Origin of the sequence: Faecalibacterium sp. Marseille-Q4137 (genome assembly GCF_017377535.1) — a bacterium.
GTDB classification, from domain to species: domain Bacteria; phylum Bacillota; class Clostridia; order Oscillospirales; family Ruminococcaceae; genus Faecalibacterium; species Faecalibacterium duncaniae.
This window is the reverse complement of the sequence record NZ_JAFREK010000004.1, coordinates 115,694-127,542: the sequence shown is the minus strand read 5'-3', so window position 1 is coordinate 127,542 and position 11,849 is coordinate 115,694. Positions and strand designations below refer to the sequence as shown.

Genomic DNA, 11,849 nt, shown 5'->3' with positions numbered 1-11,849 from the left:
GAGCGCCACCTTGCCAAGGTGGAGGTAGCGAGTTCGAGCCTCGTCGGCCGCTCCAGACAAACAAGCCACTGCAAAACATGATTCGTCGTGTGATGCAGCGGCTTTTTTGTACATTGAAAGCTTTTTTGGAATTGGAAAAGGAGGGAAAAACGCAGTGATATTCGGCAAGTACATCAACCGGTATTACCTCAAGCATGCTCCCGTACTGCTGCTGGGCCTTGCCGCCCTGCTGACGGTGGATTACATCCAGCTTTTGATCCCGCAGCTCTACCGGCTGGTCATCAACGGTGTGAACCTTGGCCAGGTGGTGGTGAACGGTGAGACGCTGCTCTTTACCAAAGAGGTGCTGCTGCAGCACATCTGCCTGCCCATGATCTGGATCGTGGTGCTGATGGTCATCGGGCGCTTTTTGTGGCGCATCTGTTTCTTCGGCTCGGCGGTGCGGGTCGCGGCAGACCTGCGGGAGCGGATGTTCGACCACAGCCGCAGGCTGTCCCAGCAGTACTATCAGGTGAACAAGGTCGGCAACCTGATGAGCCTGTACACCAACGACCTGGACACCATTCAGGAGTGCTTTGGTGACGGCGTGCTGATGTTCTTCGACGCGCTGACCCTGGGTCTGCTGGCCCTTTATAAGATGTGGACCATGGACGTGCGGCTGACCCTGCTGGCCCTGATCCCGGCCCTGATCATGTTTGCCATCGGCACCCAGATGAGCAAGGTGATGACCCGGCGCTGGGAGGAGCGGCAGGAGGCCTTCTCCGGCCTTTCCGATTTCGCGCAGGAGAACTTTTCCGGCATTGCGGTCATCAAGGCCTTTGTCAAGGAGTACAAGGAACTGCAGGCTTTCCGGAAGCTGAACAAGGAAAACGAGGAGATCAACGTGACCTACACGAAGATCGCCACCCTGCTGGAGGTGCTGGTGACCCTGTTCGTGGAGTCCGTGGTCTGCATCATTCTGGGTTACGGCGGTTATCTGGTCTATCAGGGCCGATTCAACGCCGGCCAGCTGGTGGAGTACATCGGCTACTTTGAGGCCATCGTCTGGCCCATCATGGCTGTGTCCATGCTGATCGAAAAGACCAGCCGCGGCAAGGCCTCCCTGAACCGTATCACCGAGCTGCTGGATGCCCCCATCGATGTGGCCGACCGCCCCGGCGTGGCTGACCTGACCGACCCCAAAGGCGGCATCGAGTTCCGCCACCTGAACTTCCGCTACCCGGACGGCGAGTACGATGTGCTGCGGGATATCTCCTTTACCATTGCGCCCGGCGAGAGCGTGGGCATCGTGGGCAAGACCGGTGCGGGCAAGACCGCGCTGGTGGACCTGCTGCTGCGCACCTATAATGTGCCGGACGGAACACTGTTCGTGGACGGCAGGGATGTGAACAGCCTTTCCATCCACTCGGTGCGCAATGCCTGTGCCTACGTTCCGCAGGATAATTTCCTGTTCTCGGACACCATCGCCCACAACATTGCCTTTGGTGTGGACGATGCCACCCCCGAGGACATCGAGCGGGCGGCAAGCATGGCCGATGTGCGGGATAATATCGTGGACTTCAAGGACGGCTACGAGACCGTTCTGGGCGAGCGCGGTGTGACGGTGTCCGGCGGCCAGAAGCAGCGCATCTCCATCGCCCGCGCCCTGCTCAAGGACGCACCCATCCTGATCCTGGACGACTCCGTCTCGGCGGTGGATACCAGCACCGAGAAGATCATTCTGGACAACCTCAAGAACAGCCGGGCAGGCAAGACCACCCTGCTCATTGCCCACCGCATTTCCACGGTGGAGCGGCTGGATAAGATCGTATTCCTCAACGAGGGCCGGGTGGAAGCCGTCGGCCCCCACGATCAGCTGTATGCTTCCTGCCCGGAGTACCGCCGGATGGTCGATCTGCAGCGGCTGGAGGATGAGACGAAGGGAGGCGAAAACGCATGATGCATCTGAATCCGTTGGTTCTGGTGGGCGCTGTCATCGGCGTGATCACCGCCCTGCTGGTGGCAGCCTATGCCGCCGTCAAGGACAAAAAGACCGCCATGGGCTTTGAGCGCAACATGGAGGACGGCGAGATCATGCGCCGCCTTGCCCGCTATGCCCGGCCCTACCTGAGCAAATTCCTCATTGTGGGCGTGCTGATGCTCTTCTCCATTGCCTACGATATCATTTCACCCCTCATCGTGGGCCGCATCGAGGAGCTGGTGACCGGGGAGTTTGAACTCCGCGCCCTCTTCCTGGGCGTGTCAGTGTATGCAGGCGTGCTGGTGTTCTCTATGGGCAGCACCTACCTGCAGGCCGTGATTTTGCAGCGGGTGGGCCAGCGCATCATTTCCGATCTGCGCGAGGATCTGTTCAGCCACATTGAATCTTTGGCACACGAGCAGCTCAACGAGATCCCGGTGGGCAAGCTGGTCACCCGTGTGACCAACGATACCAACGCCATCTCCATGATGTTCACAAACCTCTTGGTCCAGCTGACCAAGAACAGCTTTGTCATTCTGGGCATTCTGGTGGCCATGCTCTGCCTGAACTACGAGCTGACGTTGATGGTGCTCTGCTTTGTGCCCTTCATCGTGATCTTCACGGTCATCTTCCGCAAGTTCTCCCGCCGCGCCAACCGCAAGCTCAAGAACGCGACAACCGATATCAATACCTATCTGTCCGAAAACCTGTCCGGCATCAAGGTCACCCAGATCTTTGGCCGGGAGGACGAGAAGATGGAGGACTTCCGCCAGAAGAGCCAGAAGCTGGCCCGGGCCAATCAGGAGCAGATCTTCGTGTTCAGCGTGTTCCGTCCGCTGGTGTATATGCTCTATGTCAGCTCGATCTTGTGCCTGTTCTATCTGGGCGGCATGGGTCACCTGAACAATATCAGCTTCCTGGGGCAGACCATTTCCAGCGGCACCATCGTCACCTTTTATATGTACATCTCCAAGTTCTTCACCCCCATCCAGAACCTGGCCGAACAGTTCAACTGGCTGCAGTCGGCGCTGGCATCGGCAGAAAAGGTGTTCTCCATCATGGACATCCAGCCCAGGATGCAGGATGCCCCCGATGCCATTGAGCTGAACGAGGTGAAGGGCGAGATCGAGTTCCGGGACGTGTGGTTCAGCTACGTTCCCGGCGAGTGGGTGCTGCAGGGCGTTTCCTTCCATGTGGATGCCCGCCAGACGGTGGCCTTTGTGGGCTCCACCGGCTCCGGCAAGAGCACCATCCTCTCCCTGATCTGCCGGAACTACGAGTTCCAGAAGGGCCAGATCCTGATCGACGGCATCGACATCCGCAAGATCAAGATCTCCTCCCTGCGCAGGCACTTCGGCCAGATGCTGCAGGACGTGTTCCTGTTCTCGGGCACCATCCGCTCCAACATCGTTCTGCGGGAAGAGGGCATCCCCGACAGCGAGATCATGGAGGTCTGCCGCTACGTCAACGCCGATAAGTTCATCAACAAGTTGGACCACGGGCTGGACGAAGAGGTGCGTGAGCGCGGCAACAACTTCTCCGCCGGCCAGCGGCAGCTGCTCAGCTTTGCCCGCACCATCATCCACAAGCCCAGCGTGATGATCCTGGACGAGGCTACCGCCAACATCGACACCGAGACGGAGCTGCTGATTCAGGATTCGCTGGAAAAGATGCGTACCGTGGGCACCATGCTCATTGTGGCCCACCGGCTGTCCACCATCCAGCATGCGGACAACATCATCGTGCTGTCCCACGGTAAAATTCTGGAGCAGGGCACCCACCAGCAGCTGCTGGCCCGGCATGGCCGCTACTACCAGCTGTACACCCTGCAATACCACAAGGCGCAGCTGAACGCAGCCGAATAAGCACAGACAGAAAGGCCGCTGACCTGAGATGGGTCAGCGGCCTTTTCCGTCTGCACCGGGGGTGGAGTCGTCCGCTTCCGGATCGTTGAGGGAACGCAATTAACACTTGCAAAACAGGTGCATCGCTCGTATAATAGAATGTGGTAAAATAATAAAAAAGAGAAATGGAAAGGAGGGGCCACAGGATGCAGTGGAGCGATGCGCTCGGCTATGAAGAAGTGATGACCTTTTTGCGCAGTACACCGGCGAACCTCTTTTTCAAGGATACGGAATGCCGTTATCTTTTTATTTCGGACGTTAGGACTTTCTTCCCCTACGGAGAAGGGCAGGAAAAGGATGTGCTGGGCAAGACAGATCTGGAGATCTGGGGCAACGAGGAACAGGCCCGCTTTTATTATGAGCAGGACCAGAAGGTGCTTGCCACCGGCAAGGGAACCGGCTATATCACCGAGGTGCCCCGGGAGGATGGGATAGCATACTATCAGATCAAAAAGAACCCCGTTGTGCTGGAGGGAAAGATCATCGGCATCGTGGGGCTTATTAGTGACATCACCGAACGGGTGCGGCTGGAAAAACAGGCCCAGAACTGGGCCATCCACGATGAACTGACCGGTCTGTATAACCGCAACTACCTGAAGGTAAAGGGTGCCGAGCAGCTGAAGGGAGCCATCATGCCCATCACGATCATTATGGGCGACTGTAACTACCTGAAGCGTGTGAATGATGCCTACGGCCACGAGTACGGCGACCTGCTGCTCAAGCGGGTGGGCCGGGTGATCCGGGAAAACCTGCCGCCGGAGAGCGTGGCCCTGCGGATGGGCGGCGATGAATTCCTCATTGCCTGCAGCCACTTCTCTGCAGAAGAGGCCGAACAGCTGATCGAGAGGCTGCACGGGGAGCTGGCCCGCCAGAGCGACGACCGCCTCAAGCTGGATGTTGCCTTTGGATACCACACCGTGACAGAAGGCCCCTTTGATTATACCGCAGTCTACCATGCTGCCGACCGGGATATGTACCGGAACAAGCGCAAAAACCGCTGAAAATCCGGATGCAATAACAGCCTCAGCCCGATCTCCCAAGGGCTGAGGCTTTTTTGGTGATCTGTTACATCAGGGCGGTGAGCAACAGCGCGCAGAGAGGAAAAACGCCATCTGCGGCGGCTTACAGGATCACATTTTTGATGAGCAGGGAAACGCTGCCGTCCGGATCGTGGAGGAACTCCAGCTCGGAATCGGAGTTCAGCAGCTCGGTGGGAATCTTGACCTCGATGCCGTTGGCGGTGCGGATGCTCCGGCTCTCCATCCGGCGGATGCGGGCGGGGGTCACGGTGACAGGAGCAGCGGCCTCTTCCAGCACCTCGCTCTTTTCCACATAGTCATCAAAGGGCACAGCGGCCAGTGGGTATTCCTCGGCCAGCTGCTGGCGCACCTGCTCCACCGATACCTGATTGTCGTTGTCAGCAGCCTGGTTGGCAATGAGCATGGCCACCTGTGCATCGGCATGGGGCTCGTCCTCATAGGCATCCTTCACAGCCTGTGCGGCGGCCTCCTGAATGGCCTGCAGCTTCTTTTTCTCGGGCTCGGCCTGGGTATACTGGAACACAACAGAGGAGAGGTAGAACTCCTTGTGGCCGTCGATGTCGTATTTCTTTTCCAGCAGGCGCATGGAATAGTCCGTCAGGTTGACGAGCGCACCCTCCTCCACCTTGCCGCTCTGGGTGGGCAGGCAGGCCCGCTGCTGGATGATGGAGTTGACCGGGGCACCCTCCACGGTCTCGGTGTAGTGGGTGTAGCCGTTTTTATAGTTCAGCTTGAGGATGCCCAGCCAGGGCGCGCCGTCCCGGGTGAAATCCACCACGGCCAGGTCCGCCCCGGGGATGGTGGTGTGGGCGTGCATGTAATCGAACAGCACCCCCGCAATGCGGCAGGACAGATCAATGAAATCCTGATTGTGCTCCAGCTCGTTCCGGAAAGCCGAATCCGGCAGGGGGCGGCACTGGCGGATCTCATCGCTGGCCAGCAGCTTTTCGATATGATTCTGTAAGTAGGCGGTCTTTTCGGCAGTCAGCTCCATGCCACCGCCGCTGAGCACCGGCGCGTCCAGCGTGGTGTCCAGCACATGCAAAATTGCCTGATGGATGATGATCTCCATGGGTCAAAACCTCATTTCCCGGGTGATTGTGATGTTCCTGCCCAGTATAGCACATCCGGAACAAAAAGGCGAGAGGGAGCGCAAAGGCTTGTCAACCGCCGCCTGAGATGCTACAATGGGGCTGACCAAACATCCGGACAAGCCGAAAGGGGAGTGTGTTATGGAATTTCGGGACAAGCCGATGCAGAACCTCATCCGCATCAAGGAAAAGGAGATCTGCAAAAATGTGCAGGAGCTGCTGCTGGACGGTGAGCAGATCGTGGGGGCTTACAAGACCGTGCGCGATCAGGCTGTGTTCACCACCCACCGCATTTTTATGGTGGATATGCAGGGGATGACCGGTACCCGGCAGGAGATCTTTGTGCTGCCCTACCGCAAGATCCTGCATTACGGCATCAAGACGGCAGGCTTTGGCGACCCGCTGCAGACCTCAGAGCTGACGGTCTGCTTTGCGGATGAGCACGAGGCAAAGTTCGGCTTCATCGGGCAGGATGAGCTGCTGGCGGTGGCACGGGCCATCAGCCGGTGCATCCTGTAACAGAACAAACGTAAAACGCCCGTTCCGGCTTCTGACCCCGGAGCGGGCGTTTTACATTGCTGTAATATGCGAAAAAAGGAGAATGTCGAAGGGTCAGCAGGCGGCGCGCTCTCTGCGGCCGGCCTCGAGCATGTAGTGCAGGAAGCCGGTGACATCAGCAGGGTCGGTGACAGAGATGTCAAAGCCCTTGGAGGGAGCGTCCATCATCTGGAACAGCTCGGTGGCGGCGTTGTCCTTTTTCAGGTCGCAGGTCTCGCCATTGGCCAGGTGCAGGAGCACACTGCCGCGGCTGGCGGCTACCTGCTGCATGAAACGGTCTTTATCAAGATACTGGATGCGAAGCATAAAAATACCTCCCACAAAGAAATGTTTTATTCTGGAAGAGTCCCCCGGGCCAGGCTGCCCGTGGGGGACGCTTCTCGGGAACCGGATCAAGCCGCGCCGGGGGTTGTTTTCCGCCCCCTGCGGTGTTATACTGTGCTTGCTGGTTCTGATGAAATAATACCACGAAACCGGCACGATAGATAGAACAAAAACACCCGATTTGTACAACAAAATCGGCATTGACAAAAAATATTCAAAGTATTGCGGAAAGGAATTGTTCAATATGGCGTTTCAGACAAGCTGTGTCACTGGTGCCAATATCGTTACCGGGCTGACCTTCCAGCAGGATGTTGTGGCCGATGCCGAGGGGCGGGAAATGGTCCAGCATGGCAGCGCCCTGTTCCCCATTGCCTGCTACGCGGAGAACCTGAAAAGCTATTCGGTGGCCTGGCACTGGCACGAGGAGTTTGAGTACATTCTGGCCATGAAAGGCCCCCTGACGGTGGACGTGAACAAGACCCGGGTGACCCTGCAGACGAATCAGGGCGTGTTCCTGAACTCCGGCATCCTCCACGCGGTGGAGCATGCGGAAAAAGGGGAGGCCCTGCTTCACTCGGGCGTGTTCCACCCCCGGCTGGTGGGTGGAATGGACACCATCTTCTGGCAGAAGCTCATCCGACCCATGCTCCAGCCGGATGCCCCGGCGTTTTTTCTGCTGGATGGGGCTGTGCCCTGGCAGGCGCAGGTGCTTGCCTGCCTGCGGGAAGCCTGGCAGGCGGTTGCCGTGGAGCCCTTTGATTACGAGAACCGGGTGCGGTATTATCTCTCTGCGGCGCTGCGGCTGCTGAGCACCCAGTGCGTGGGCGGCAAGACCAAGGTCTCCCAGCAGGAGCAGATCGCCGCCGAGCGGATGAAGCAGATGCTCCGCTTTGTGGAGGAGCACTACGCTGAGGAGCTGACCGTGGAACGCATCGCGGCCAGCGTGGCCCTGAGCGAGAGCGCCTGCCTGCGCAGCTTCCGGCAGATGCTGGGCATCACGCCCATCCAGTATGTCAAGCAGTTCCGGGTGGAAAAGGCCGCCGAGCTGCTCCGTTCCACCCGGCTCAAGACGGGCGAGATCGGGATGGAGTGCGGCTTTGCAGATGGCAGCTACTTCATCAAAACCTTTCGGGAGATCAAGCACTGCACACCCAAGGAATACCGCGCAAAATTCTGCTGAAATGTCTGAGATAGAAACAGGAGAAAATGATCCCCATGCAGTACAGTCTGACCCAAGGCCCCATTACAAAGAATATCCTGCTGTTTGCCCTGCCGCTGATGTTCGGCAACCTGCTGCAGCAGATGTACAACATTGCCGACACCTGGGTGGTGGGCCGCTTCCTCGGCGCGGATGCGCTGGCGGCGGTGGGGTCCTCCTATACCCTGATGACCTTCCTGACCTCGATCCTGCTGGGCCTGTGCATGGGCAGCGGCGCGGCTGTGTCCATGCAGTATGGCAGCGGCGAGACCGAGAAGATGCGGCAGAGCGTGTTCCAGTCTTTCCTGCTCATTGCGGGCATCGCCCTGGTGCTCAACCTGCTGGTCTATCTGGGGCTGAACGGCATCCTGTGGGTGCTGCGGGTGCCCGCAGAGCTTTGCCCGCTGATGAAGGACTACCTGCTCATCATCTTTCTGGGCATTGCGGCCACCTTTTTGTATAACTATTTCGCAAACCTCCTGCGGGCCATCGGCAATTCCGTGGTGCCGCTGGCGTTTCTGGCTGTATCAGCCATCCTGAACGTGATCTTGGATCTGGTCTGTGTCCTTGTGCTTGACTGGGGTGTGAAGGGTGCCGCCGTGGCAACTGTCTTTTCCCAGTATGTGTCCGGGGTGGGCATCGGCTTGTACACCCTGAAAAAGTTCCCGCAGCTCTGCCCGAAACGGACAGACTGCAGGTGGGACCGGAAGAACCTTGCCAATATCCTGAATCTTTCGGTGATGACCAGTGTTCAGCAGTCCATTATGAATTTTGGCATCCTAATGGTGCAGGGGCTGGTCAACAGCTTCGGCACGGTTATCATGGCGGCCTTTGCGGCGGCAGTGAAGATCGATTCCTTTGCCTATATGCCGGTGCAGGATTTTGGCAACGCCTTCTCGACCTATGTGGCCCAGAACTACGGAGCCAACCGGCCGGACCGCATCAAAAAAGGGATCCGCAGTGCCGGGCTGACAAGCGCGGTGTTCTGCATCGTCATCAGCGTGCTGGTCTGCGCCTTTGCCGCCCCGCTTATGGGAATCTTCATCGACCCGGCTCAGACCGAGATCATCGCGGCGGGCGTGCAGTACCTCCGCATCGAGGGCGCGTGCTACATCGGCATTGGCGTGCTCTTTCTGCTCTACGGCTATTACCGGGCGGTCAACCAGCCAGGGATGTCGGTCATCCTGACCATTGCCTCCCTTGGCACCCGTGTGGCGCTGGCCTATCTGCTTTCTGCCACGCCGCTGGGCGTTACCGGAATCTGGCTCAGTGTGCCCATCGGCTGGGCACTGGCAGATGCCATCGGCATTGGGTATTATTTGAAGAAGAGAACATAAAATATCCCCCGCTGCAAAACGTGTTCTGGCACGTCTGCAGCGGGGGATATGTTTTTCTATTGGAGCTTGAGATGATCCGGATGGAGCTTATTCCCCCACGGCGGGGACGTTCTGCATCGTCCAGAGGAGCTTCTGGACATCTACGCTGCCCATGTGGGTGGGTTCCTCACCAAAACGGAGGAGATTGGTCTGCTGGGCGGTAACAGTCTGCCACTGGGGCAGGTCTGCGCCGTTGGGGTCGCCGGTCTTGGCAAAGTTGGTCAGGTAATCTACCATCTGAGCGCTGAGGGCGGTGTCCTTCTCAGTGAAGGGCCGCCAGCAGTGAGCCAGCGTGCCGAACCAGTACCACAGGTCGCTGGAATGCCAGGCACCACGGTCATCACCGGGGAGCTGGCGGTCGAAGAACCAGCCATAGCTGTCGGCGTTCCGGGCGCACCAGTCCTGAGCCATCTGGTAGAGATAGGGCGGAACGATATCCTCGCTGGTGAAGCCAATGAGGTAAGGAATATGGTGCTGTTCGTCGGCAGCCAGCGTCTCAGGGCCGGTCTTGACCTGGAAACGGCCATCCACCACGGGCTCACAGCCCATACCCTTGAATTGGGGCTGGGTGCGGACGGCATCCCAGGCTGCAAACAGTCTGGCGGGGGCGAGGGCACGGAACTCGGCCAGCGTGCTGCACCCGGCGGTCTCCATGACTTGCTTCCAGAACGGGTAGTGGGCCTCAGCGGGCTTGGCCGTCAGCATCTGGCTCACGCCGCCGCCGCTGCTCATCACGGCCTTGGAGAACAGCCCCCTGGTGATGGGGGAGAGGACGAGCTGCTGGACGCTCATGGCACCGGCGCTCTGGCCCATGATGGTGATGTTGTTGGGATCGCCGCCAAAGGCAGCGATGTTGGCGTGCACCCACTGCAGGGCCGCCAGCTGATCCAGAAGGGCATAGTTGCCGGTGGATCCGGCCTCATCGGCCAGCTCGGGCAGGCAGACAAAGCCCATGGGGCCGAGCCGGTAGTTGATGGTCACAGCCACGCAGCCTTTGGTGGGCCAGACGGGGCCGTCGAAGTGTTTCTCGTGGCCGCAGCCGCCGGTAAAGCCGCCGCCGTGAATGTAGAAGATGACCGGCAGTCTGTCCCCGGGAGCTGCGTCAGCAGGGGTCCAGATGTTCAGGAACAGGCAGTCCTCGCTGTAGGTGTAAGTCTCGCCCTTGCGGAACTCGTTGTAGTAGAAGGCTTTTCCGGGTGCGGCGGCTTCGTCATAGAAGGCGCGGGGCTGGTAGCAGCAGGCACCGTACCGGGTGGCATCGTAGACACCGTCCCAGTGGGTGATGGGGACGGGGAACTCCCACCGCCCGGCGGTGGCGTAGCGGATGCCCTTGTAAGCGGCAATGCCCGGCCACTGGCAGGCCGTGCCGGAGATCATGCCGCAGGGCGTGGTGCGCTCAAAGCTCATGGGGAAACCTCCTTATCTTACTCTGCCGCTTTCAGACCCCGGATGTCCTCGCCCGCAAACAGGCAGGGGACAAAGGAGGAAAGACGGCTGGAGATCTTTTCGGTGTATCGCTTTTCCAGCAGGGAACCATCCGCAATGTTGGTGGTGACGATGGTGGGCAGACCGGCTCCCAGGCGGTTGTTCAGCAGGCTGTAAAAAGTGGTGATGAAGTAGGGGGTGACGAACTCGGTGCCCAGATCGTCCAGGATCAGCAGGTCGGCAGCAGAGGCGGTGCGCAGCAGGGTCTCGGCATCCTCGGAGGAGTCGAAGCGGGCGTTTTCCAGCTTGCCGAAGAAGTCCGGGCTGGAAACGTAGATCACGTCAAAATCCTTTTGCAGCACGATGCCCGCAATGGCAAGGGCGGCGTGGGTCTTGCCCAGCCCCGCGTTGCCGAAAAGCATCAGGCTCTCGCTGTTGTGGTCGAATTCCTCAGCGTAGCTGCGCAGATCCTCCAGCAGGCCGCCCATGTAGGTGCGGACAGGCTCGCCCAGCTTCTCGTCCATGGTGTTGGGGTAGTACCGCAGCTCCATGGTGTCAAAGCTGGAAATGGACAGGCTGGACAGCGCCTCGATCTCCTCCCGGCGCAGACCCTGCATCAGCTTGTGAACACAGGTGCAGGTGCGGCCCTGCACGCTGCCGGTATCCTGGCACAGCTTGCAGGTGAATTTTGGCTCCAGCGCATCCGCAGGGCGGCCGCTGGCGGACAGCAGGGCGGTGAGCTCCTGCCGGGCTTTGCTCAGTGCGGCGGCGGCTTCGGTGCGGTCTTTTCCGGCAGCGCCTGCCAGCGCGCAGCGGATGCCCCGCACCCGCACCTCGTCCTCAGCGTGGCGCAGGGCCGGGATGGCGGCCTCCGCCTCCAGCCGGGCATCCTCGGCATTGGCGCGGGCGGTCTGCCGCCGCAGAGCCACCGTGCGCAGGGCGGCTTGATACAGTTCCTGTTTGGTACGCATAA

At 59.4% G+C, this 11,849-nt stretch carries 10 protein-coding genes; 6 read left to right on the top strand and 4 right to left on the bottom strand.

The window, feature by feature from the left end:
- The first annotated feature begins 154 nt into the window (after positions 1–154).
- The 3 genes from J3353_RS03280 to J3353_RS03270 all read left to right on the top strand — a co-directional run bounded on the left by J3353_RS03280 (position 155) and on the right by J3353_RS03270 (position 4,865).
- Positions 155–1,939, top strand: coding sequence for an ABC transporter ATP-binding protein (locus J3353_RS03280; RefSeq protein WP_098925048.1), 1,785 nt, complete (start codon positions 155–157; stop codon positions 1,937–1,939).
- Entirely contained in the window at positions 1,936–3,825 is a 1,890-nt protein-coding gene (locus J3353_RS03275) for an ABC transporter ATP-binding protein (protein ID WP_207684156.1), read from the top strand. The genes J3353_RS03280 and J3353_RS03275 overlap by 4 nt, the downstream gene beginning before the upstream one ends.
- A gap of 185 nt (positions 3,826–4,010) precedes the next feature.
- Complete coding sequence (locus J3353_RS03270) at positions 4,011–4,865, top strand: GGDEF domain-containing protein (protein WP_242700833.1); 855 nt, start codon at positions 4,011–4,013, stop codon at positions 4,863–4,865.
- 121 nt (positions 4,866–4,986) lie between these two features.
- Here J3353_RS03270 and J3353_RS03265 read toward each other — a convergent pair whose 3' ends face one another.
- A complete protein-coding gene (locus tag J3353_RS03265; RefSeq protein ID WP_005932044.1) occupies positions 4,987–5,976 on the bottom strand; it encodes a nucleoid-associated protein in 990 nt (329 codons plus the stop codon).
- Between the two features lie 160 nt (positions 5,977–6,136).
- On the opposite strand from J3353_RS03265, the gene J3353_RS03260 reads away from it, so the two are divergent.
- Positions 6,137–6,514 (top strand): PH domain-containing protein, encoded by a 378-nt coding sequence (locus J3353_RS03260; RefSeq protein WP_035393789.1) that lies wholly within the window; start codon positions 6,137–6,139, stop codon positions 6,512–6,514.
- A 93-nt stretch (positions 6,515–6,607) separates the two neighbouring features.
- On the opposite strand, the gene J3353_RS03255 is transcribed toward J3353_RS03260, so the two are convergent.
- The gene (locus J3353_RS03255; RefSeq protein ID WP_154277306.1) at positions 6,608–6,859 is read right to left on the bottom strand and encodes a hypothetical protein; all 252 of its coding nucleotides are present in this window, start codon (positions 6,857–6,859) and stop codon (positions 6,608–6,610) included.
- A gap of 262 nt (positions 6,860–7,121) precedes the next feature.
- Between J3353_RS03255 and J3353_RS03250 the strand changes: the two genes are divergently transcribed.
- Positions 7,122–8,057, top strand: a complete 936-nt coding sequence (locus J3353_RS03250; RefSeq protein ID WP_207684155.1) for a helix-turn-helix domain-containing protein — start codon at positions 7,122–7,124, stop codon at positions 8,055–8,057.
- A gap of 35 nt (positions 8,058–8,092) precedes the next feature.
- Positions 8,093–9,412 (top strand): MATE family efflux transporter, encoded by a 1,320-nt coding sequence (locus tag J3353_RS03245; protein WP_207684154.1) that lies wholly within the window; start codon positions 8,093–8,095, stop codon positions 9,410–9,412.
- A gap of 87 nt (positions 9,413–9,499) precedes the next feature.
- On the opposite strand, the gene J3353_RS03240 is transcribed toward J3353_RS03245, so the two are convergent.
- Together J3353_RS03240 and J3353_RS03235 are read right to left on the bottom strand one after the other, a co-directional pair.
- Positions 9,500–10,858 (bottom strand): carboxylesterase/lipase family protein, encoded by a 1,359-nt coding sequence (locus tag J3353_RS03240; protein WP_207684153.1) that lies wholly within the window; start codon positions 10,856–10,858, stop codon positions 9,500–9,502.
- Positions 10,859–10,875: 17 nt separating this feature from the next.
- Positions 10,876–11,847: an ATP-binding protein gene (locus J3353_RS03235; protein ID WP_156076089.1), complete on the bottom strand. Its 972-nt coding sequence runs from the start codon at positions 11,845–11,847 to the stop codon at positions 10,876–10,878.
- Positions 11,848–11,849: the final 2 nt, after the last annotated feature.

Coding starts and splice junctions, on each gene's coding strand:
- J3353_RS03275 (WP_207684156.1), top strand. CDS start 1,936: ATGATGCATCTGAATCCGTTGGTTCTGGTGGGCGCTGTCATCGGCGTG.
- J3353_RS03270 (WP_242700833.1), top strand. CDS start 4,011: ATGCAGTGGAGCGATGCGCTCGGCTATGAAGAAGTGATGACCTTTTTG.
- J3353_RS03265 (WP_005932044.1), bottom strand. CDS start 5,976: ATGGAGATCATCATCCATCAGGCAATTTTGCATGTGCTGGACACCACG.
- J3353_RS03260 (WP_035393789.1), top strand. CDS start 6,137: ATGGAATTTCGGGACAAGCCGATGCAGAACCTCATCCGCATCAAGGAA.
- J3353_RS03255 (WP_154277306.1), bottom strand. CDS start 6,859: ATGCTTCGCATCCAGTATCTTGATAAAGACCGTTTCATGCAGCAGGTA.
- J3353_RS03250 (WP_207684155.1), top strand. CDS start 7,122: ATGGCGTTTCAGACAAGCTGTGTCACTGGTGCCAATATCGTTACCGGG.
- J3353_RS03245 (WP_207684154.1), top strand. CDS start 8,093: ATGCAGTACAGTCTGACCCAAGGCCCCATTACAAAGAATATCCTGCTG.
- J3353_RS03240 (WP_207684153.1), bottom strand. CDS start 10,858: ATGAGCTTTGAGCGCACCACGCCCTGCGGCATGATCTCCGGCACGGCC.
- J3353_RS03235 (WP_156076089.1), bottom strand. CDS start 11,847: ATGCGTACCAAACAGGAACTGTATCAAGCCGCCCTGCGCACGGTGGCT.